This is a genomic window from Sphingobium naphthae (assembly GCF_043589935.1).
Lineage (GTDB): Bacteria > Pseudomonadota > Alphaproteobacteria > Sphingomonadales > Sphingomonadaceae > Sphingobium > Sphingobium naphthae_A.
Window position 1 is genome coordinate 2,416,439 of the sequence record NZ_CP171454.1, and the last position, 19,769, is coordinate 2,436,207.

Genomic DNA, 19,769 nt, shown 5'->3' on the forward strand with positions numbered 1-19,769 from the left:
AGATGTCCCGGTCCCCATATATGCGCTTGGCCGTCTCGCCAGACCTGCCGCCGGGTCAAAGCTGGCACTTCCAATCGACAGATCGACCATTCGTGTTCGGTCGGTGCGTAATCGGCGGACATCGACCAGATACGAAGGATTGATCTGTGGCATCCGTTTCATTGACCGACGATGGCCTGCGCGCCGTCAAGCGCGCGCTCGTGTCGCGTTTCCCCGACGACAAGTCGTCACACCTGACCGAAGCCCTTGCCGCCGCATGTGGCTTCCGCACTCATGCGTCCCTGCTCGCTGCCGTGCGCGACACCGATCCCCAAGACCCGAACTTCGTGCTGTTGGACGAAGCGGCATTCCTTGCCCGGCGAGCGGACCTGCGTGGCGAGCCCTGCGCGCGCGAGGACGAGCACATGCTTTTCGACTGGCTGGGGCTCGAGCACGGCACCCATGTGCTCAAGACCACCTCCACCAAGTATCATGAGATCGACTATTCCAAGTCGAGCCGTCGACGAGCATGGCGCAACGCGATGATCGCAGGGATCAACGAAGGCCTCGCGCGCCGCTTCTTCTCTTTGCGGGCCGGCGACAACCGCTGGCCGGGCGCCGATCGCGAGCCCCACGAGCAGAATAAGGCCCACGTCTATCGTTTTGCGATAGACGATATTCCGGCGATTGCTTCACTCTCGGACGCCGGTTGGGACGAGATTTCGGTCCATGTCGCGCTCTGGCCAACGAACGACGCGGAACATTGGATTCCTGCCGGCAACGCAGGCTTCCATGCCGGCGAGCTGTTCGCCTCGGGATGGCTCGAGCGCCGCAACGGCGCCTGGCTCCAGGTTTCGTCCGACAGCAACAACGCGTGGAGCTTCCGCTGCCGCAAGCACCGCTTGGCGGAAGCAGCCGCGCTGGAGTTGCGACCGGCAGGGTATGCCGGTCGCGGGAACTTCGCGCTCTGAAGCCAGCAACGTGCCCTTGTGTCAGGGGCACGTCCCGGTTTGGCCCAGATGCGATTCCCGAGCGAAAAAGCCTAGGGATTCCGCGTCCCCGATCGTCTGCAACGCGGTAAGTGTCACGACACGGGTGGGTTTCATTGTCGCAGGTCTCGCTCAGCCGGTCTCAACTCTATGAACTCGTCTGGTCCGAGCCGCTGAACAAGGTGGCCGAACGACTCGGCACGTCGGGTCCGCGGCTCAGCCAGATCTGTGATGCGCATGCGATCGCCAGGCCGGAACAGGGACACTGGCTTCGGCTCGAGATGGGCAAGCCGGTTACCGTGCGCGCATTGGAGCCGGCTCCGATAGGAGTATCGGACACGATTTCGATCGGCGCGAGCAAACGACGGAAAGTACGGGCATCACCTGAGGCCGGTCATGGCCTCTCCGACGCGGCCTCGATGAGCAAGGTTCCGCAACGCCTCGTGCGACCGCACCCGCTGGTTGCCGAATGGATAGCCACTCGCGAACAGCAGGTCCGCAAGAAGGAACAGGTCTACGACCACCGCCTGAAACGCCTCATCGAGCCGATGCCGCTCACCCCGGCCGATCGCAGGCGGCTCCGTGTTGCCGATTCCATCTTCAAGGCGGTCGAGAAGCAAGGCATGCAGGTCAAAAAGGGCGATCGCGGCGAATTGCTGATGGTGCGCGGCGGCGAGCGATTCACCTTCCAACTGCGATACCGGCTCAAGCGCGGACAGCGCCAGCTGACGCCCGACGAACTGCGCTGGCGCGGGGCGGATGCGCAGAAATGGGTCTATGAGCTCTACGAAACCGACGCACTGGTCTTCGAGATCAAGATCTGGCTTCCGCGGGGAACGCGCACCGAATGGGAAGACTCGAAGCGCGCAACGCTCGAACAGCAGCTAGACGATATTATCGCGGGGATCGTGGCCGCGTTCCCAGCGCTCGATCAGCTTCGCAGGGAACGGGAGGAGGAACGCCGCCGGAGCGAGATTGCCGCCCGCGAACGGCGCGAGCGCGAGAATGCCCGAAGGCTCGACGCGGGGCGCTTCCGGCACCTGCTCGAGCTGGCTTCAGCGTGGCGCGAAGCCGAACTCGCCTGGGCGTTCCTGGCGGCCTTGCGGGAGCGGCTGCCGCCCGGCTCGCCGCCAGTCGCCGGCGTCGAAACTGCAGACTGGCTCGCCTGGGCGGAGCGGAAGGCCGACGAACATGGCCGGCTCGGCAGCGATCCGGGTTCGATCCTGGACTCGATCGCCGAGGTGACCGTGTGGACCTACCCCGGAGAGTGAAGGGTCGAGCTACGTGCGCCGCGCGCCGAAGTTCGGCTTCAGGACCTTCGCGCCATCGCGCAGATGATCGAGGTGGTCGGACCAGTGCTGCATCATCCGCACCCGCTCGTCCCAGTATTCCCCGCGGGTATAGGCCCGGCGCACACCATTGTTCTCCATATGCGCGAGCTGGCGCTCGATCGCGTCCGGATTGAACTGCCCCGACTCGTTCAGGAGCGTCGCCGCCATTGCCCGGAAGCCGTGCGCCGTCATTTCGTCCTGCTTGAAGCCGAGCACCCGAAGCGCGGCGTTGACCGTGTTCTCCGACATCGGCCGCCGCGGCGAGCGGAAGGACGGGAAGCAGTAGCGCCACGTTCCGGTCAGCTCGTGCAACTCCTCGAACAGGCCGATGACTTGGGTTGAGAGCGGCACACGGTGCGGCCGGCGCATCTTCATCTTTTCCGCCGGAATCGCCCAGACCGAGCGCTCGAAGTCGAACTCGCTCCATTCGGCCTGCCGCAGTTCCCCGGGCCTGACGAACAAGTGAGCGGAGAGCCTGAGCGCATAGAGCGTGATCGCGTGGCCGCTGTAGCCTTCGATCGCCCGCATCAGCTCGCCCGCGCCCTTCTCCGTGGTGATCGCGGCGAGGTGCTTCACCTTGGGAACGGTAAGCGCGCCGCGAAGGTCGCGCGCCGGGTCATGCTCGGCGCGCGTCGTGGCAATCGCGTAGCGGAAGATCCGGCTCAGCACGCTGCGCATCCTGCGCGCGCTTTCATAACGCCCGGTGGCTTCCACCGAGCGGAGCACGGCGAGCACCTCCTGTGCGGTGATCTTCGCGATCGGGCGGTTGCCGAGCTCGGGATAGGCCTTGGCAAGCAGCCAGCGGACCTTGCTCAGCGTGACCTCCGCCATCCCCTCGCGTTCGTTCTTGGCGATCCATTCCTCGGCGACCAGCTTAAAGCTGTTCTCCTCGGACAGCTTCTCCCGGGCCGCGGCGAGCTTGGCTTCATGCGACGGGTCGCGGCCGGCGGCGATCATCCGCCGCGCGTCGTCACGCTGCCCGCGCGCATCGACGAGGCTGACCTCCGGCCATGCGCCGAACGAAAGCGTCCGCTGCTTGTCGAGATGGCGATAATTGAGTCGCTAAAGCTTGCGGCCGTTCGCCTTGACGAGAAGGTAGAGGCCTTCGCCGTCGGGCAGCTTGTAGTCGCGGTCCCTCGGTTTGGCGTTGGCGACGGTCGTGGCGAAAAGCTTTCCCATGATGGTATCGTTCCTGTCCATCAGGGGCCACCGATACCATCAAGAACACCAAATTTGTTCCCGATTGGTGCCGGAACAGCCCGGATTTGACCGGACGGTCATAGCACAAAAACGGCAAATCTGCCTTTTTTGGACGTTCTCGGATGCCCTCAGAAGAACAAATGGTGCCCAGAAGAGGACTCGAACCTCCACGACCTTGCGATCGCCAGCACCTGAAGCTGGTGCGTCTACCAATTCCGCCATCTGGGCACGGGGTAGGAGCGCGCCTCTAGCTGGTGCTTTTGGGGCTGTCAACGCGCAGCCGCATTATTTTTTGGGTTTCGTTCGAAAGGACGGCTAAAGGCCAACTTCCCCGTCTGTTGAGGATGTTGCCGCTCATGCCCGATGTTTTGTCCGCGCCGCCCGCCTATCTCACTCGTGCCGATGGATTGCGGCTGGCCTATCGTCACAGCGTGGGCGCGGGGCCGACCCTTGTGTTCCTGCCGGGCTATATGTCCGACATGAAAGGGGGCAAGGCGGTGGCGCTGCATGGCTGGGCGCAGCGGCAGGGGCGCGCGATGCTGCGGCTCGACTATGCCGGCAATGGCGCGAGCGAGGGGCGCTTTGCCGATGGCACGCTGGCGAGCTGGCGCGACGACGTGCTGCTGCTGATCGATCGGCTGGTCGACGGGCCGGTGGTGCTGGTGGGCTCCTCCATGGGCGGCTGGCTGGCGCTGCTGGTGGCGCTGGCGCGGCCCGAGCGGGTGGCGGGCCTGATCGGGATCGCCGCGGCGCCTGACTTCACCCAATGGGGCTTTACCGACGCGGACAAGGCGCTGCTGCGCACGGAGGGCCGCATCGAGGAACCCACGCCCTATGGCGACCAGCCCTATGTGACGACGCGCGCCTTCTGGGAATCGGGGCAGGCGCTGCGGCTGCTGGAAGGCGAGATCGCGATTGATTGCCCGGTGCGGCTGCTGCAGGGCCAGGCCGATCCCGACGTGCCCTGGGACATCGCGCTTCGCACCGCGGCGCAGCTGCGTTCATCCGATGTGCAGACGCTGCTGATTAAGGATGGCGATCACCGTCTGTCGCGCGACGGCGACATCGCTTTGCTGATCCGCACCATCTCCACCCTGCTGGATAGTCTCTGATGCCCCTTTTCCTGCCGCTCCTGCTCCAAGCCTATGATCCGGAGATCGAGGCGGTGATGAACCGCAGCCGCCGGCAAAAACAGGCGGAGGTCGCGGCGGCGGCGGCATCGCCCTCGGCGACGCGAACCGACGGCAGGATCCCCGTGCCGGCCAAATATGCCGCGCCTTTCCAGGCCTGCCTGGACGAAGCGACACAATCGCCCGAGGCCGGCGTCGCCTTCGCGCAGAAATGGCGGATCGATGGCGGCAGTTTCTACGCGCGCCACTGCATGGGCTTTGCCTATGCCCGCGCCGAGCGCTGGTCGCCCGCCATCGTTGCCTTCGAACAAGCGGCCGAGGAAGCCGAGCGCGAGGGCGAAGTGGCGCAAAGCGCGCGCCTGTGGGCGCAGGCCGGCAATGCCGCGCTCGCCAGCGGGGATGCGGCCAAGGCGCGCCAGAATTTCGACGCGGCGCTGGCGCGCGGCATGGCCGATGGGCTGGAAAAGGGCGAGGTTCATCTCGACCGCGCGCGCGCGCTGGTGGCGCTGGGCGAAGGCGGAGCGGCGCGGGAGTCGCTCGACGTCGCGCTGGCGCAAGCGCCGCAGGATCCTCTCGGCTGGCTGCTGTCGGCGACGCTCGCGCGACGGCAGGGTGAAATGCGGCTGGCGCAAGCGCATGTCGCGCGCGCGGTGCAGCTGTCACCCGACGACCCGTCAGTAGCGCTGGAAGAAGGCAATATCGCCATCCTGACCGATCATGCCGACGTTGCCCGATCCGCCTGGGAGCGGGCGGTGAAGCTGGCGCCCGACAGCCCGGCGGGCAAGGCGGCGGCGGACAATCTCTCGCGGCTGCCGCAGGCCGCGCCGGCGGGCTGAGCCGAAGCTGCGCACGCCGAGCGCCGCAAGCAAGACTTTGTCACGGAACCGGGGCGCTGGCCGACCCGTTCGGCTCCGCGCGGCGGGCGTGACATAAGGCGTAACCTAAGGAGACAGCGAAATGGACAGCAAGGGCAAGCATGTGGTGGCGATCGGCCTGCTGCTGGCGGGCGCGCTGGCGACCAGCGCCTGCTCGCGCGGCGCGACGCGCGGCGGCCTGATTGGTGGCGCGGGCGGCGCGGTGGTCGGCAGCGCAACCGGGCTCGGCACGACCGAGGGCGCGGTGATCGGTGGCACCGCCGGCGCCATCATCGGCGACGACGACCGCCGGAAATAAGGGCCTTATCGCAGGTAAAAGTCCACGGTGGTGACGACGCGCACCTTCTTGTAGGGCGTGTCGCTGCCGCCCTCGCCGCCTTCGCCGTCGCGTGCGTCGATCGAGAAATAGCCCTGGGTCGCGCTTTTGATGCCGCCGACGTCGGCGCCTGAATCCTTGGCGAATTGTTCGGCGGCGGCGCGGGCGTCCCTCGTGGCGGCGGCCACCATCTGCGGCTTGATGTCGTTGAGCTTGGTGAAGCTGTAGCGCATGCTGGACCCTTCCTGCAGCGTCACGCCGCGGCGGACCAGATCGAACTGCTGCGCCACGGCCCTTTGCGCGCGGGCGATGTCGGTGGTGCGCAACAGCATGCGTTGTGTGATGGTGATGGTGTTGACGCCGTTGTTGAGCCACTGGTTGACGCCGGCGCCGATGGGCGTGAGCTCTTCGGGCTTGAACCCCAGGCGGGTGAAATAGGCGCGCAGTTCGCGCGTATTGGTGTCGATTTCGCTGCGCACGGTGGGCAGGTCGAAACCGGTTGCCGAATAGCTGATCGACCAGGTGGCGAGATCGGCGGTGACATCCTTTTCAGCCAGACCCCGCACGGTCACCGATCGATCGGCGACCCTGGCGCGCTTCAACCCGTCGCCCAGCAAATAGCCGCCCGCGATCGCGCCGAAGGCGAGCAGGGCCGCACTGCCCAGAAAGACCTTGTCCCGCATATCCATGATGCTGCCCTCTTCCGTCAGGTGCCACCTCACCTTATCTTAAAGGGAGATTGTCCCCCTAGAGATGAACCGTTGCTTGATAGCGACGCATGGAGATCGAGTTGCCCAAATATCTGCATAGCATGATCCGCGTCGCCGACGTCGAGAAGACGAAGGCCTTTTTCGAACTGATCGGGCTTCGGGAGGTGCGGCGGTTCGACAATGAGAAAGGCCGGTTCACGCTAGTCTTCCTGGCGGCGCCAGGCGATGAGGATGCGCAGGTGGAGCTCACCTACAACTGGCCGGCGGAGGATGGCAGCCCGGCGGAAGTCTATGATGGCGGTCGCAACTTCGGCCATCTCGCCTATCGGGTCGAGAATATCTACGACACTTGCCAGCGGCTGATGGACGCGGGCGTGACGATCAACCGTCCGCCGCGCGACGGGCATATGGCGTTCGTCCGCTCACCCGACAATATTTCCGTCGAGCTGCTGCAGGACGGGCATCTGCCCCCCGCCGAGCCATGGGTGTCCATGCCCAATAGCGGGGTCTGGTAACCATGCTGGAGGTCCTCCGCATTCCGGTGCTGTCCGACAATTATGTCTGGCTGATGCATGACGCCGCCAGTGGCGAGACGGTGGCGGTCGACCCGGCGGTGGCCGACCCGGTGCTGGAAGCGGCGGCGGCGCGGGGGTGGCGGATCGATCAGATCTGGAACACGCATTGGCATGGTGACCATACGGGCGGCAATGCGGCGATCAAGGCGGCCACCGACTGCATCATTACCGGTCCGACCGCGGAAGCGGAGCGGATCGGCACGCTCGACCGGACGGTCGGCGAAGGCGACAGCGTTCGCATCGGTGACCATGTCGCGCAGGTGATGGCGGTGCCCGCGCATACGGCCGGGCATATCGCCTATCACTTTTCCGACGAGCGGATCGCTTTTGTCGGCGACACGTTGTTCGCCATGGGTTGCGGCCGGCTGTTCGAAGGAACGGCGGCGCAGATGTTCGCCAATCTGCAGAGGCTGGCCGCGCTGCCGGAAGATACGCGCATCTATTGCGCGCATGAATATACGCTCTCCAACGGTCGTTTCGCGCTGACGGTGGAGCCGGACAATGCGGCGCTGGCTGCGCGGGTTGCGGCGGTCGAGGCGGTGCGGGCGCGCGGCGAAGCGACGGTGCCGACCAGCATCGGCGAGGAACGAGCGACGAACATCTTCATGCGCGCGCGCGACGCCGAGGAACTGGCGGAGCGGCGCGCCGCCAAGGATGCCGCCTGACGGTTGGCGGCGTACGTCGCCGTCCAAGAGACGGCCAAGTTGGAGAGACGATGATGCGCGCATGGATGTGGATGACGCCGCTGCTGCTGGCGGGATGTACCGGCAGCTACGAGCCCAAGCCGTTGACGCCCAAGCAGATGGCGGAACTGGACGAGGCGCTGGCCGGCAAGGTCGCCGGTGAGAAGCAGACTTGCATCAGCCGGGTGCCGCAGACCAATTTGCGCGTCATCAGCAACAATGTGCTGCTGTATCGGGTGAGCAGCAAGCTGGTCTACAAGAATGAACTGATCGGTAGCTGCAACGGCCTGACGCGCGGGGACATTATGATCGTCCGCAGCTTTGGATCGCAAATGTGTCGGGGCGATTTCACGACGACCGCGAGCCCAGTGTCCGGCATCACCTCGGGCGCGTGCGCGCTGGGCGATTTCATCCCCTATCGGACGCCCAAGCAGCCATAAACGAGCGGGAGGGGGCGTGCCCGGCGTCGGGACGCCCGTCCTGTCCTTGACCCCTGCCGCCGCACCGCCGTTGCGCATCCGCGGAGGCTGACGCCGTCACGGCGGTAAAGGCCGAGATCTTTCCGGAACCGCCCTATCCGAACTGGACCGCGGTCGGCGTCAACTGGCTGGCTGGGTTCAACTTCGAATTCAAGGTCATCGCCCGCATCTTGGCTAGTCAGGCCTTGTAGAGCGCGTCCAGCCGGTCGGCATAGCGTTTGCGGATGACGTGGCGTCGGATCTTCATCGAGGGGGTAAGCTCCTCATTCTCGATCCCGAAGGCTTCGTCGGCGAGCACGAAGCGGCGCACCCGCTCGATCACCGACAAGTCGTCATTGACCCGGTCGACCGCTGCGCGCAGCGCCGCGTGATAGGTGGGGAGGGTAGTGGCGGCTTCGGGCGCGATTCCTTGAGCCTCCGCCCATTCGCGCGTCCATTCGGCGTCGGGCACGATCAGCCCGACCAGATAGGGGCGGCGGTCGCCATGGACCATCGCCTGGCCGATTTCCGGCTGGAGCGTCAGCATCCCTTCCACCTTTTGCGGAGAGACATTGTCGCCCTTGTCGTTGACGATCAGATCCTTCTTGCGATCGGTGATGCGGATGCGGCCGCGCGCATCAATCTCGCCAATGTCACCGGTGTGAAGCCAGCCATCCTTGAGCACTTTTTCGGTTTCGGCGGGATTGCGCCAATAGCCGTGCATGACCAGTTCGCCGCGCACCAATATCTCGCCATCGTCGGCGATCCGCACCTCGACGCCGTCGAGCGGAGGGCCGACCGTGTCCATCGCGATGCCGGCGCGTGGCCTGTTGCAACTGACCACAGGACCCGCTTCGGTCTGGCCATAGCCTTGCAACAGGGTAAGGCCCATGGCGTGGAAGAAGAGGCCGACGTCAGGATTGAGGGGCGCGCCGCCCGAGACCAGCGCTTTCATCCGGCCACCGAAGCGCGCGCGCACCTTGGGAATGAGCGTGCGAGAGAGCAGCGCCTTCATGGGCGCGTCCAGGATGGAGCCCTTGCCCGCCTGTTCCTTCGCCGCGATACGCAGCGCCTGGTTCAGCAGATAGGTAGGGAATTTCCCCTGCTTCTCGATCGACTTGATGATGCGGGCGCGCAGCACTTCGAACAGGCGGGGCACGACCACCATGATGGTGGGGCGCGCTTCCTCGATATTGCTGGCGAGCTTTTCCAGCCCTTCAGCATAATAGATCTGCCCGCCCAGCAGCATCGGCAGGAACTGGCCGCCACTATGTTCATAGGCGTGGCTGAGCGGCAGGAAGGAGAGGAAAACCTCATCATCCCAGCCGAAATCCTCGGTCACGATCGCGCCGGCGCCCTCGCAGTTCAGCAGGATCGCGCCATGATGCTGCATCACCCCGCGCGGCGCGCCGCCGGTGCCGCTGGTGTAGATGATGCAGGCCTGATCGTCGCGTGTCGCGGTCTGCGCGGCGGCAACGATGTCGACATCGGCCGCGGGATCATGGGCATGGGCGGCAATCAGGTCGCGCCACAGGTGGCAGGCGCAGCTGCCCTGCGCGCCGCGCAGCGGCTCCATGCCGATGACGAAGGCGGCCTGCGATCGGATGACGGCCGGCATCAGCGCCTGCGCCAGCTTGGCGGTGGACACGATCACCGCGCGGGCGCCGCTGTCGGTCAGGATATGCTGGTGATCGCGCGTGGTGTTGGTGGTGTAGGTGGGCACGGTGACGCAGCCCGCCGCCATGATCGCCAGATCGGCGATGCAGAATTCGGGCCGGTTTTCGCTGACCAGCATCACCGGATCGCCGGGTTTCAGCCCCTGCGCCTTGAGCGCGGCGGACAAAGCAGCGACCTGACGAGCGACTTCCGCCCAGCTGAGCGGCCGCCATTCGCCCTCGGTCTTGCGCCAGAGGAAGGGCTTGTCGCCCTTTTCCTTGGCCCGGGTGAAGAACATGGTGACAAGATTGGGAAATTTCTCGATCGCCCTCAAGGCTCGACTCCTGCGGTTTTCGGCGCGTCTGGCGCGCGCCTGTGCATCTGGCAAGGCTATAACTGCGCCATGCCGTAACGGCTATGCTTTTCGGATGGTTGCCTCAGTCGAACAGGCCGTTCTGCACGTCCTGCGGCGGATGAAGGCCAAGATGCTTCCAGCCCGGCCCGTTGAGGCAGCGTCCGCGCGCAGTGCGGGCGATGAGGCCAAGCTGGATCAGATAGGGCTCGATCACTTCCTCGATCGTATCGCGCGCCTCGGAAAGGCCGGCGGCCAGCGTTTCGACGCCGACCGGACCGCCGCGATAAATGTCCGCAATCATCATCAGATAGCGCCGGTCCATGAGGTCGAGACCAAGCTGATCGACCTCCAGCCGTTGCAGCGCGGCGTCGGCGACCTTTCGGTCGACTGCCTCCGCACCCGCGACATTGGCGAAGTCGCGCACCCGGCGCAGCAGCCGTCCCGCAATGCGCGGGGTCCCCCGCGAACGGCGCGCAATCTCGATCGCGCCGTCGGAGGTGATGGCGAGATCCAGCAGACGAGCGGCGCGGCGGACGACCAGCTCCAGTTCCTCGACGGTATAGAATTGCAGGCGCACGGGAATGCCGAACCGGTCCCGCAGCGGCGTCGTCAGCAGCCCCTGCCGCGTCGTTGCGCCCACCAGCGTGAAGCGCGGCAGGTCGATGCGGACGGAGCGCGCCGAAGGGCCTTCCCCGATCATCAGGTCGAGCGCGCGATCCTCCATGGCGGGATAGAGGACTTCCTCAACGGCCGGATTGAGGCGATGGATTTCGTCGACAAACAGCACGTCGCCTTCATCGAGATTGGTCAGGAGCGCGGCAAGATCGCCTGATTTGGCGATGACCGGGCCGGACGTGGCGCGGAAACCCACGCCCATTTCCTTGGCGACGATCTGCGCCAGCGTCGTCTTGCCCAAGCCCGGCGGGCCGAAGAAGAGCACATGGTCGAGCGCATCGCCGCGCGCCTTTGCCGCCTGGATGAAGATACGCAGATTTTCACGCGCCGCCTGCTGGCCGACAAATTCGTCGAGCGATTTGGGGCGCAAGGCCGCATCGACATCCTCGGGACGCCGCGCGGGAGTGAGAAGGCGGTCGTCGGTCATGGGTGGCGCCTCATCACGGTGGCGGCATCCATAGCTGCATGAAGGACTCGCACGATCAATATGTCCTTGCCGCTTACATGATAGATGATTCGATGCGGGCGATGCGAGAACACCCGAATATTACCCCCGTAATCAGCGCGCGCTTCTCCTGCCCCAGGGTGCGTGCGCAAGAGCGAGAAAATGCGTTCAAAGCCCTGCATGTGCATGCGTGTCGCCTGTACGCCGAACCTGTCCAGTCCTTGATCCTGAATAGTCTCGAGATCCTGTCGTGCAGCGACCGTGAGCCTTAGGTCAGCCATCGGGCAGGCGCGCCATAATCTCTCTCAGGACGTTTTCGGGCTCTGCATCGATGATGCCAGATGCGAAGCCTTCCTCGATCTTGTCGCGGACCCACTGCCGGCCATCTTCGGCTGCTTCCTGGTCACGACGGATGAGATCACGCACATAATCGGCCGCGTCCGCATAGCGGCCTTGCGCCAGGCGAGTATCGACCCATTGTTCCAGCGCGGGCGGCATAGAGATATTCAGGCTTGCCATCGACGAGTCTGTAGACCTTTCGTCATCGCGTTCCAATGACCTCCTCACTTTGCCGCCTTTCGCAGCGCCAGGCGGACCAGCGCGTCGAGGCTGGCGGCTTCGCCCAGTTCCTCCTCGGCGGCGGCGACGGCGCTGCTGGCTTCGGAGGGCTTAAAGCCCAGGTTCTGGAGCGCGGACAGGGCGTCGGCGCTCATGCTGCCCGCGGGGAGGGCAACCGCGCCCGCCAGGCCGATCGGGCCGCCCGCTGGCGCCGCGCCGATCTTGTCCTTGAGTTCATTGACGATGCGCTGGGCGAGTTTCGGGCCGACGCCATTGGCGCGCACCACCATCGCCCTGTCGCCGGTGGCGACGGCGCGGTGCAGCTCGGCGGGTTCCAGCGCAGAAAGGATGGCAAGGGCGACCCGCGACCCAACGCCCTGGACATGCGTGAGCAGCCGATACCAGTCCCGCTCCTCTGCCCGGGCGAATCCGACAAGGCGGATTGAATCCTCCGCCACCAGCATTTCGGTGTGGATTGTCACCGCTTCGCCCACCGGACCCAGCGCGGCGAGCGTGCGCGAGGACGCCCCGACCAGATAGCCGACGCCGCCGACATCGATCACGGCATGGTCGATGCCCGTGCTGTCGAGACGGCCCTTGAGTTTCGCAATCATGCCCGCTGCCCCATGGTCATGATCTGTTCTTTACAGCCTGTGACGCTGCGCGCCAGTGAGAAAGCGCGGCACCTTTTGCGGACCCACGCGTATTGCAGGCCGACCCTGATCTGAGGAAGGCCGTTCATGACCGCACCGCTGCTTTCGCCCAAGGATTTCGAATTTCCCGCCATCGCCCTGTCGGGGATCGTCGATCATGGCATGTATCTGCATTTCAAGAACTGCCTGGGCAGCGCGCCGCAGCAGGGGCTGGTGGTCGTCGAAATATCGACGCTGGGCGGCGATCCGGAAATCGCGCGCCTGATGGGCGAGGATATTCGCTTTCATTCCGACCTCTATCCGCAGCGGCGGCTGGTGTTCCTGGGCAAGACCGCGGTCTATTCGGCCGGCGCCACCTTCATGAGCTTCTTCGCAACCGAAAATCGCTATCTGACGCGCGGCACGCGGCTGATGATCCATGAGCGCCTCATCACCAAGACGGTGCAGCTGGCCGGGCCGCTTTCCACCTGCATCGCGACGCTGAAGGCCAATCTCAACGAGATCGAGACGTCGATCGCCATCCAGAATGAAGGTTTCCAGAATCTGATCCTGGGATCGCGGGTGACGATGGACGAATTGCTGCAGAAGGCGCCGGAAAACTGGTATCTGGAAGCCAATGAAGCGCAGGCGCTGGGGCTGGTCGCGGCGGTCCTCTAACCCCCGGCTGAACCGTCGCGCGACCCATGCGTTCTCCCGCGCGGGAGAGAGATGTGGACGCACATTATGAGATCGACGCCGATCCGTCCCGCGGGATGATCCGTGTTCGCCTATCCGGCTTCTTCGGGATCGAGGATGTGCGATCCTTTGGGATGCGCTATCGCGAGGAATTGGCGCGGTTGCCGGGTCCGGGTCATCTGACATTGGCGGACATTCGCGCCATGAAGATCCAGGCGCAGGATATTGTCACCGCCTTCAGCCGGTTCATGGCGTCGCCGGATACCCGGTCCCGCAAGCTCGCGTTCGTCTGTGCCTCCAACCTCGCGCGGTTGCAGGCGCAGCGGCTGACCGACCGGGCGGAGGTGCGCTTCTTCAACGATGCCAATGCGGCCGAGGCGTGGTTGATGCAGTAGGCGCCACTCCCTTCATCGCTTGCTTACGCTTTTCTGCTAAGGATCGCGGCCATGTCCAAGGCCGATCCCTGTCCTACGTCCGCCGTCAGCCATGGGGCGGGCGTCGCCGGCCTCGTGGGGCTGGCCGTCTGGACGCTGGTGGCGCGTCATTATGGGATGAACGGCCCCAATGCGGGGCTGGCGGCGGTGGTGGCCTGCGGCGTGCCGATGGTCTTGTGGTCGTTGATCGTCGACAAGGTGCATCGCCACGCATCGACTGGCATCGACTGGGCGGCCCCGCCCCGCCCGCTGCGCGCGGTGCTGGACACCAGCATCGTCAAGATCGCCGGCCTGTGGGCCACCTGGCTCGCCATCGCCATCTTCTATTGCATCGCGCGCTGGTACTGGAGCGGCAATTATCGCTTTTCGATGGACCTGTTCCTGAACGCCGCGCCCTGGCTGCTGGCCGCGTCCATCCCCTATATCCTCTGGATTGACCGAAGACTGATCGAGCCGCGCGACGCGACGTACAGCTTTGGCCAATGGGTGATCGGCGGCGCGGCCGGCCCGCCGGACATGAGCGAGGTTGCCAATCATGCGCGAGCCTGGGCGGTGAAGGGCTTCTTCCTCGCCTTCATGATCTCGATCGTGCCGGGCAATTTCGCGAGCGTCGTCGAATGGCGGATCAGTGACGCGATCGCACATCCGGTGGCGCTAGCCGGCTTCCTGATCGCGGTCATGTTCATGGTCGACGTCTGCATGGCGACGGTCGGCTATATCCTCACCTTCAAGCCGCTCGATTCGCATATCCGCACAGCCAACCCCTATCTGGGTGGCTGGCTCGCGGCGCTGATCTGCTATCCCCCCTTCGTCCTGATGGGCAATGGCGGGTTGCTCGACTATCATGCGGGGGGCGCGGAGTGGGACATGTGGACGCAGGGATCGACGGTCCTGCAATGGCTGCTGGGCGGCTGGCTGGTGCTGCTGACCGCCCTCTATGCCTGGGCGACGGTGGCGTTCGGCATCCGTTTTTCCAACCTGACGCATCGCGGCATATTGACGCATGGGCCCTATCGCTGGACGCGTCATCCCGCCTATCTGTCGAAGAATCTCTTCTGGTGGTTCGCGTCCTTGCCTTTCCTGACGGTGAGCGGCTCCATCACCGACATGGTGCGCAATTGCGCGATGCTGGGGCTGACCAACGCCGTCTATTATTGGCGGGCGAAGACCGAGGAAAAGCATTTGTCGGCCGATCCCGCCTATCGGGCCTATAGCGCGTGGATGGAGCGGCACGCGCCCGTGCCGCGCTTCTTCGCCTGGGCAACGGGGCGCAATCAGGGCGCGCACGTGCGTGAGCAGCCCGCCGAATAGGCAAGCGCGCGGCGGGCCAGATCAGAAGCTTTCTTCGGCGTAGATCCGGCCAAGATCGCCCTGCCATTCGCCATGATAGCGGTCGAGCAGCCGCTCCGCATGCGTCTTGCCCGACGCGACGACATCGTCGAGCGTGGACAGATAGCCGGTTTCATTGTCGCCCGACGCATTGAGCCGCCCGCGCGCGGCAAGCCCCAGACGGGCGATGTCAAGCACCGGGCGGGCAATGTCGCGCAAGGTCCGGCCACCGCCGATCGGCGCGTCGAGGCCGAGGCGCGGCACGGAGTCGCGCAGCAGCTGCCGCTCCTCCATGCTCCAGTCCTTGACCAGATCCCAGGCGGCATCGAGCGCGCCCTGATCATAAAGCAGGCCGACCCACAGGGCGGGCAATGCGCAGATGCGGTTCCATGGGCCGCCGTCCGCGCCGCGCATTTCGAGGAAGCTCTTCATCCGCACTTCCGGGAAGGCGGTGGACAAATGATCTTCCCAATCCTTCTCGGTCGGTTTATCTCCGGGCAGAACGGACAGATTGCCGTCGAGAAAGTCGCGGAAGCTGTGGCCGGCGGCGTCGATATATTTGCCGTCGCGGTAGACGAAATACATCGGCACATCGAGCGCATAGTCGGCATAGCGTTCATAGCCAAAGCCGTCCTCGAACACGAAGGGCAGCATGCCGGTGCGTGCGGGGTCGGTATCGGACCAGATATGGCTGCGATAGGACAGGAAGCCATTGGGCTTGCCATCGGTGAAGGGCGAATTGGCGAAGAGCGCGGTGGCGAGCGGCTGAAGCGCTAGGCTGACGCGGAACTTCTGCGCCATGTCGGCTTCGCTGCCATAATCGAGATTGGTCTGGATCGTGCAGGTGCGCAGCATCATGTCGAGGCCGAGCGAGCCCACGCGGGGCATGTGGCGCAGCATGATCTCGTAGCGTCCCTTGGGCATGATCGGCAGGTCGGCGCGGCTCTTGTCCGGCCACATGCCAAGGCCAAGGAAGCCGAGGCCGAGCTGGTCGCCGACATGCTTGACCTGTTCCAGGTGCCGGCCTGTTTCCGCGCAGGTCTGATGCAGATTTTCGAGCGGCGCGCCCGACAATTCCAGCTGGCCTGCCGGCTCCAGGCTGATGGTGCCGTCGCTGCCCGACAGAGCGATAATGTTGCCGCCTTCATAGACCGGGGTCCAGCCATAGCGGGTCAGGCCGATCAGCAGCGCGTGTATGCCGCCCTTTTCCTCATAGGAAGGGGCGTGATGATCGCTGCGGTCATAGACGAATTTTTCATGCTCGGTGCCGATGCGCCAGCGGTCCTTGGGCTTTTCGCCCTTGGCAAAGGCCGCGATCAGTTGGTCGCGGCTTTCGATGACGGGATCATGACCCGCTGAGTCGGTTCTGGTGCTCATGCCCCGCCCTTAGTGCTTCCCCTTTGCGCGTCAAATCAGACGCGCCGCGCACAGATAAGTTGCACCTATGACCCATGCAAGAAGATAGCGGATTGAAACTATTTCCAATCGCCGTTGATCGTCATCCATGCCGATATGGCGGCGATGGCGGCGGTTTCCGCGCGCAGGATGCGGGGACCGAGCGAAACCGGGATCGCGCCCTTCGTTGCGCGGATCGCATCGCGCTCCTGCGGGTCAAAGCCGCCTTCGGGCCCGACGAGGAAGGCGGCGGGTCCGGGATGGGCGCGCAGCATCGAGTCCAGCGCCGCGCCCCCGCTTTCGTCGGCGAAGAAGAGATGGCGACCAGCAGGCCAGTCCTTGAGCAGGGCGTCCAGCTTCATCATGCCGCCCAGGTCGGGCAGGGCTGTGCGGCCGCATTGTTCGGCCGCCTCCACCAGATGGGCGTGCAGCCGATCAAGATTGAGCTTGTCCACTACGGCCCGGCGCGTGAGCACGGGCTGCAGCTTCGCGACGCCCAGTTCACACGCCTTTTCGGCGATCAGGTCGATGCGCCCCTTGCGGATGGGCGCGCAGCAGAGCCAGAAATCGGGCACCTGTTCGGGCGGCTTGGTCTGGGCCACGCATTCCAGCACTAAGTCGCGCTTGCGGATGTCGCGGGCCCGCGCCGCCCATTCGCCAGATCGACCGTCGAACAGCAGGACGATGTCGTCGGGCTTCACCCGCATGACGCTGATCAGATAATGGGCGGGGTTGCCGTCCACTGGCACCGCGATCCCTTCGCCCAGCTGGGTTTCGACATGAAGGCGCGGCGCGCTCTGCGGAGGCCAGGCAGGAGTAGCGGTCATTTCATTTCATCCCTTCACGTCCGACTTGCCCAGCAGCCTTGCCCTTCATTAGAGGAGAATAGGGCTTCGACAAGCTCAGCCCGAACGGAGTGTGAAAGTTGAGTGGAGCCATCGTTCCCGACAGCGAGGCGCGGGGCCTCCTTGCCCGCTTGCCGGAGACGCCGCGCGTGCTGGCGCAACTGGCGCGACTGGACCGGCCGATCGGCTGGTGGCTGCTCTTCTGGCCCGGCGCCTGGGCGGTGGCTTTGGCCGGCGGTGGCTTTGCCCGCTGGCCGCTGATCGCCTGGCTGCTGCTGGGCAGCATCGCGATGCGCGGCGCAGGATGCGTGTTCAACGATATTGTCGATCGCGACCTTGACCGGCAGGTGGCGCGGACCGCCGCGCGACCGCTGGCGAGCGGGACGATGGCGCTGAAGACCGCCTGGGCCTGGCTGCTGGCGCTATGTCTGGTCGGATTGATCGTGCTGTTGCAGCTGCGCCCCATGGCGCAGATCGTCGCACTGGGCAGTCTGGCGCTGGTCGCCGCCTATCCCTTCATGAAGCGGATCACCGGTTGGCCGCAAATATGGCTGGGGCTGGTCTTTGCCTGGGCCGCGCTGGTGGGGTGGAGCGAAGTGGCGGGCGCGCTGACGCTGCCGGGATTGCTGCTCTATGCGGGAACCATCCCGTGGATCGTTGGCTATGACACCATCTACGCGCTGCAGGACCGGGAGGATGACGCGCTGATCGGAATAGGATCGAGCGCCTTGTCGATGGGGCGGCATGTCCGGTTGGGCGTCACGCTCTGCTATGCGCTGGCGCTGGCGCTGTGGGCGGCGGCCATCTGGCAGGTCCGCGCGCAGGGGTTGGCGCTGGCGGCGTTGCTGCCGATGGCGGCGCATCTGCTGTGGCAGGTCGCAACGCTCAAGGAGGACGGAGTTGACCCGCTGCGCACGTTTCGATCGAACCGCTTTGCCGGGCTGCTGATGTTTCTGGGATGCCTCACCGTGGGGAGCGCTGCATGACGCCGCAACCCGGCGCTGATTGCTGGCGTATCGAGCGGGCGGACAAGGCGAGCGTGGTGGTCGACGCCGACGCCTATTTCCGCCATGCTCGCGCAGCGATGATGAAGGCCAAGCGCCGCATCATGCTGATCGGGTGGGATTTCGACGCGGCGATCAGCCTGGTGCGCGAGGAGGAGGCGCATGACGGCGCACCGACGACCATCGGCGAGTTCATCAGCTGGCTGGTGGAACAGACGCCGGAGCTGGAAATCTATCTTCTGCGCTGGGACGTGGGCGCGGTGAAGGCGATGGCGCGACCCACGAACTTTTTCACCACGCTCAAATGGATGGCGCATCCGCGCGTCACCGTGAAGCTGGACAGCCACCATCCTCCCGCGGCCTCGCATCACCAGAAGATCGTCGTCATCGACGATTGCTTCGCCTTTTGCGGCGGCATCGACATGACGGGCGATCGCTGGGACACGCGCCATCATCGCGACGAGGAGCTGGGCCGGCATCATCCCGACGGATCGCCTTATGGCCCCTGGCATGATGCGACCACGGCGCTCGAAGGGCCTGTGGCGGCGGCTCTGGGCCATCATGCCCGCGGGCGCTGGAAGGGCGCAGGCGGGGGAGAATTGGAGCCGGTGCCGGGCGCATATGAATGCTGGCCCGAGGCGTTGCCGGTGCAGTTCGAGAATGTCGAGATCGCCATTGCCCGCACGGCGCCCGAAATGGACGACCAGGACGGGCTGACCGAGATCGAGCAGCTCTACCTCAACCAGATCGCGGCGGCGAAGCGGCATATCTATGCCGAGAGCCAATATTTCGCCTCGCGCCGGATCGCCGAGGCGATCGCCAGGCGGCTGGCCGAGCCCGATGGCCCCGAAATCATCGTCATCAATCCGCAGCAGGCCGATGGCTGGCTGGAAAGCCAGGCGATGGATTCTGCGCGCGCCCGGTTGTTCGAGGCGTTGAAGGCCCGGGATCCGCATGGCCGCTTCCGCCTCTATCACCCGTTCACCCAGCGCGGTGCGCCCATTTATGTCCATGCCAAGATATTGATCGTCGACGACCGGCTGATCCGGGTCGGATCGTCCAACATGAACAACCGGTCGATGCGACTGGACACCGAATGCGACATATGCATCGATACGGCGCTGCCGGCCAATGCGGGGCGGCAGGCGACGATCCTGCGCATCCGCGACGACCTGATCGCCGAGCATCTCGACCTGCCGCTCGAACGGGTATCCGCGGTGCTCGCGCAGCGCGGGCTGATCGCGGGGATCGAGGAGCTGCGGCAGAAGCCGGGGCGCACCTTGCGCCCCTATCGCACGCCCGACCTCAATGCCGTGCAGGAATGGCTGGCCGACAATGAAGTGCTGGACCCCGAGGGGCCGGAGGAGATGTTCGAACCGATCAGCGAGCGCGGCCTGTTCCGCCGGATGAAGGGCTGGTTCGGGCGACCCGAGCGCGGCTAGAGCCGGTCAACAGGCGGCAGGGTGGCGCAGCCGCAATGCGGCGGCAAGGTCCGGAGC

The 19,769-nt window shown here is 65.2% G+C and carries 22 protein-coding genes and 1 tRNA gene; 13 read left to right on the top strand and 10 right to left on the bottom strand.

Annotated elements, in window-relative coordinates; all coding sequences use genetic code 11:
• Window positions 1-146: 146 nt before the first annotated feature.
• Together ACGGKE_RS12015 and ACGGKE_RS12020 are read left to right on the top strand one after the other, a co-directional pair.
• Window positions 147-950, top strand: a complete 804-nt coding sequence (locus ACGGKE_RS12015; protein WP_394438157.1) for a hypothetical protein — start codon at window positions 147-149, stop codon at window positions 948-950.
• A gap of 134 nt (window positions 951-1,084) precedes the next feature.
• On the top strand, window positions 1,085-2,239 hold the full coding sequence (locus ACGGKE_RS12020) for a hypothetical protein (protein ID WP_394438160.1): 1,155 nt from the start codon (window positions 1,085-1,087) through the stop codon (window positions 2,237-2,239).
• Window positions 2,240-2,248: 9 nt separating this feature from the next.
• Here ACGGKE_RS12020 and ACGGKE_RS12025 read toward each other — a convergent pair whose 3' ends face one another.
• Window positions 2,249-3,256 carry a tyrosine-type recombinase/integrase gene (locus ACGGKE_RS12025; RefSeq protein ID WP_394438162.1) on the bottom strand — a complete coding sequence of 336 codons (1,008 nt, stop codon included), beginning with the start codon at window positions 3,254-3,256 and terminating at the stop codon, window positions 2,249-2,251.
• Window positions 3,257-3,640: 384 nt separating this feature from the next.
• Window positions 3,641-3,727, bottom strand: a tRNA-Leu gene (locus ACGGKE_RS12030).
• A gap of 128 nt (window positions 3,728-3,855) precedes the next feature.
• On the opposite strand from ACGGKE_RS12030, the gene ACGGKE_RS12035 reads away from it, so the two are divergent.
• The 3 genes from ACGGKE_RS12035 to ACGGKE_RS12045 all read left to right on the top strand — a co-directional run bounded on the left by ACGGKE_RS12035 (window position 3,856) and on the right by ACGGKE_RS12045 (window position 5,802).
• Window positions 3,856-4,611: an alpha/beta fold hydrolase gene (locus tag ACGGKE_RS12035; protein WP_394438164.1), complete on the top strand. Its 756-nt coding sequence runs from the start codon at window positions 3,856-3,858 to the stop codon at window positions 4,609-4,611.
• A complete protein-coding gene (locus ACGGKE_RS12040; RefSeq protein ID WP_394438166.1) occupies window positions 4,611-5,465 on the top strand; it encodes a tetratricopeptide repeat protein in 855 nt (284 codons plus the stop codon). The genes ACGGKE_RS12035 and ACGGKE_RS12040 overlap by 1 nt, the downstream gene beginning before the upstream one ends.
• A 121-nt stretch (window positions 5,466-5,586) precedes the next feature.
• Window positions 5,587-5,802, top strand: a complete 216-nt coding sequence (locus ACGGKE_RS12045; RefSeq protein ID WP_394438168.1) for a hypothetical protein — start codon at window positions 5,587-5,589, stop codon at window positions 5,800-5,802.
• 5 nt (window positions 5,803-5,807) lie between these two features.
• On the opposite strand, the gene ACGGKE_RS12050 is transcribed toward ACGGKE_RS12045, so the two are convergent.
• The gene (locus tag ACGGKE_RS12050; protein WP_394438170.1) at window positions 5,808-6,509 is read right to left on the bottom strand and encodes an SIMPL domain-containing protein; all 702 of its coding nucleotides are present in this window, start codon (window positions 6,507-6,509) and stop codon (window positions 5,808-5,810) included.
• 101 nt (window positions 6,510-6,610) lie between these two features.
• On the opposite strand from ACGGKE_RS12050, the gene ACGGKE_RS12055 reads away from it, so the two are divergent.
• From ACGGKE_RS12055 to ACGGKE_RS12065, 3 genes are read left to right on the top strand one after another with little or no spacing between them, the layout of a single operon-like run.
• Window positions 6,611-7,045, top strand: a complete 435-nt coding sequence (locus ACGGKE_RS12055) for a VOC family protein (RefSeq protein ID WP_394441961.1) — start codon at window positions 6,611-6,613, stop codon at window positions 7,043-7,045.
• Between the two features lie 2 nt (window positions 7,046-7,047).
• Window positions 7,048-7,770: a hydroxyacylglutathione hydrolase gene (gene gloB, locus ACGGKE_RS12060; RefSeq protein WP_394438172.1), complete on the top strand. Its 723-nt coding sequence runs from the start codon at window positions 7,048-7,050 to the stop codon at window positions 7,768-7,770.
• 53 nt (window positions 7,771-7,823) lie between these two features.
• Complete coding sequence (locus tag ACGGKE_RS12065) at window positions 7,824-8,228, top strand: hypothetical protein (protein ID WP_228167644.1); 405 nt, start codon at window positions 7,824-7,826, stop codon at window positions 8,226-8,228.
• A 217-nt stretch (window positions 8,229-8,445) separates the two neighbouring features.
• Here the strand turns inward: ACGGKE_RS12065 and ACGGKE_RS12070 are convergent, their stop codons facing one another.
• The 5 genes from ACGGKE_RS12070 to ruvA form a co-directional block, all read right to left on the bottom strand.
• On the bottom strand, window positions 8,446-10,200 hold the full coding sequence (locus ACGGKE_RS12070) for an AMP-dependent synthetase/ligase (protein WP_394441965.1): 1,755 nt from the start codon (window positions 10,198-10,200) through the stop codon (window positions 8,446-8,448).
• Between the two features lie 139 nt (window positions 10,201-10,339).
• Window positions 10,340-11,359 (bottom strand): Holliday junction branch migration DNA helicase RuvB, encoded by a 1,020-nt coding sequence (gene ruvB, locus ACGGKE_RS12075; RefSeq protein ID WP_394438175.1) that lies wholly within the window; start codon window positions 11,357-11,359, stop codon window positions 10,340-10,342.
• The gene (locus ACGGKE_RS12080; protein ID WP_394438177.1) at window positions 11,356-11,658 is read right to left on the bottom strand and encodes a type II toxin-antitoxin system RelE/ParE family toxin; all 303 of its coding nucleotides are present in this window, start codon (window positions 11,656-11,658) and stop codon (window positions 11,356-11,358) included. The genes ruvB and ACGGKE_RS12080 overlap by 4 nt, the downstream gene beginning before the upstream one ends.
• A complete protein-coding gene (locus ACGGKE_RS12085; RefSeq protein WP_394438179.1) occupies window positions 11,651-11,896 on the bottom strand; it encodes a type II toxin-antitoxin system ParD family antitoxin in 246 nt (81 codons plus the stop codon). Before ACGGKE_RS12085 ends, ACGGKE_RS12080 begins: the two co-directional genes overlap by 8 nt.
• A 44-nt stretch (window positions 11,897-11,940) precedes the next feature.
• Window positions 11,941-12,549 carry a Holliday junction branch migration protein RuvA gene (gene ruvA / locus ACGGKE_RS12090; RefSeq protein ID WP_394438181.1) on the bottom strand — a complete coding sequence of 203 codons (609 nt, stop codon included), beginning with the start codon at window positions 12,547-12,549 and terminating at the stop codon, window positions 11,941-11,943.
• 126 nt (window positions 12,550-12,675) lie between these two features.
• On the opposite strand from ruvA, the gene ACGGKE_RS12095 reads away from it, so the two are divergent.
• From ACGGKE_RS12095 to ACGGKE_RS12105, 3 genes are read left to right on the top strand one after another with little or no spacing between them, the layout of a single operon-like run.
• On the top strand, window positions 12,676-13,245 hold the full coding sequence (locus ACGGKE_RS12095) for a peptidase S14 (protein ID WP_394438183.1): 570 nt from the start codon (window positions 12,676-12,678) through the stop codon (window positions 13,243-13,245).
• Window positions 13,246-13,298: 53 nt separating this feature from the next.
• Window positions 13,299-13,658 carry an STAS/SEC14 domain-containing protein gene (locus tag ACGGKE_RS12100; protein WP_394438185.1) on the top strand — a complete coding sequence of 120 codons (360 nt, stop codon included), beginning with the start codon at window positions 13,299-13,301 and terminating at the stop codon, window positions 13,656-13,658.
• Window positions 13,659-13,709: 51 nt separating this feature from the next.
• A complete protein-coding gene (locus tag ACGGKE_RS12105; protein ID WP_394438187.1) occupies window positions 13,710-15,008 on the top strand; it encodes a methyltransferase family protein in 1,299 nt (432 codons plus the stop codon).
• A 21-nt stretch (window positions 15,009-15,029) separates the two neighbouring features.
• On the opposite strand, the gene ACGGKE_RS12110 is transcribed toward ACGGKE_RS12105, so the two are convergent.
• Window positions 15,030-16,403, bottom strand: coding sequence for a glutamate--cysteine ligase (locus tag ACGGKE_RS12110; RefSeq protein ID WP_394438189.1), 1,374 nt, complete (start codon window positions 16,401-16,403; stop codon window positions 15,030-15,032).
• Window positions 16,404-16,501: 98 nt separating this feature from the next.
• A complete protein-coding gene (locus ACGGKE_RS12115; RefSeq protein WP_394438191.1) occupies window positions 16,502-17,248 on the bottom strand; it encodes a 16S rRNA (uracil(1498)-N(3))-methyltransferase in 747 nt (248 codons plus the stop codon).
• A gap of 98 nt (window positions 17,249-17,346) precedes the next feature.
• On the opposite strand from ACGGKE_RS12115, the gene ubiA reads away from it, so the two are divergent.
• On the top strand, window positions 17,347-18,252 hold the full coding sequence (ubiA, locus tag ACGGKE_RS12120; RefSeq protein ID WP_394438193.1) for a 4-hydroxybenzoate octaprenyltransferase: 906 nt from the start codon (window positions 17,347-17,349) through the stop codon (window positions 18,250-18,252).
• On the top strand, window positions 18,249-19,712 hold the full coding sequence (locus ACGGKE_RS12125) for a phospholipase D-like domain-containing protein (RefSeq protein WP_394438195.1): 1,464 nt from the start codon (window positions 18,249-18,251) through the stop codon (window positions 19,710-19,712). Before ubiA ends, ACGGKE_RS12125 begins: the two co-directional genes overlap by 4 nt.
• The last annotated feature ends 57 nt before the right edge of the window (window positions 19,713-19,769 follow it).

Bases quoted from the DNA above. Each gene is read 5' to 3' on its own strand.
- ACGGKE_RS12070 (WP_394441965.1), bottom strand. From the start codon at position 10,200: ATGTTCTTCACCCGGGCCAAGGAAAAGGGCGACAAGCCCTTCCTCTGG.
- ACGGKE_RS12045 (WP_394438168.1), top strand. From the start codon at position 5,587: ATGGACAGCAAGGGCAAGCATGTGGTGGCGATCGGCCTGCTGCTGGCG.
- ACGGKE_RS12110 (WP_394438189.1), bottom strand. From the start codon at position 16,403: ATGAGCACCAGAACCGACTCAGCGGGTCATGATCCCGTCATCGAAAGC.
- ACGGKE_RS12035 (WP_394438164.1), top strand. From the start codon at position 3,856: ATGCCCGATGTTTTGTCCGCGCCGCCCGCCTATCTCACTCGTGCCGAT.
- ACGGKE_RS12105 (WP_394438187.1), top strand. From the start codon at position 13,710: ATGTCCAAGGCCGATCCCTGTCCTACGTCCGCCGTCAGCCATGGGGCG.
- ACGGKE_RS12125 (WP_394438195.1), top strand. From the start codon at position 18,249: ATGACGCCGCAACCCGGCGCTGATTGCTGGCGTATCGAGCGGGCGGAC.
- ACGGKE_RS12025 (WP_394438162.1), bottom strand. From the start codon at position 3,256: ATGATCGCCGCCGGCCGCGACCCGTCGCATGAAGCCAAGCTCGCCGCG.
- ACGGKE_RS12040 (WP_394438166.1), top strand. From the start codon at position 4,611: ATGCCCCTTTTCCTGCCGCTCCTGCTCCAAGCCTATGATCCGGAGATC.
- ACGGKE_RS12085 (WP_394438179.1), bottom strand. From the start codon at position 11,896: ATGGCAAGCCTGAATATCTCTATGCCGCCCGCGCTGGAACAATGGGTC.
- ACGGKE_RS12050 (WP_394438170.1), bottom strand. From the start codon at position 6,509: ATGGATATGCGGGACAAGGTCTTTCTGGGCAGTGCGGCCCTGCTCGCC.
- ACGGKE_RS12065 (WP_228167644.1), top strand. From the start codon at position 7,824: ATGCGCGCATGGATGTGGATGACGCCGCTGCTGCTGGCGGGATGTACC.
- ruvB (WP_394438175.1), bottom strand. From the start codon at position 11,359: ATGACCGACGACCGCCTTCTCACTCCCGCGCGGCGTCCCGAGGATGTC.
- ACGGKE_RS12115 (WP_394438191.1), bottom strand. From the start codon at position 17,248: ATGACCGCTACTCCTGCCTGGCCTCCGCAGAGCGCGCCGCGCCTTCAT.
- gloB (WP_394438172.1), top strand. From the start codon at position 7,048: ATGCTGGAGGTCCTCCGCATTCCGGTGCTGTCCGACAATTATGTCTGG.
- ACGGKE_RS12080 (WP_394438177.1), bottom strand. From the start codon at position 11,658: ATGGCTGACCTAAGGCTCACGGTCGCTGCACGACAGGATCTCGAGACT.
- ruvA (WP_394438181.1), bottom strand. From the start codon at position 12,549: ATGATTGCGAAACTCAAGGGCCGTCTCGACAGCACGGGCATCGACCAT.
- ACGGKE_RS12095 (WP_394438183.1), top strand. From the start codon at position 12,676: ATGACCGCACCGCTGCTTTCGCCCAAGGATTTCGAATTTCCCGCCATC.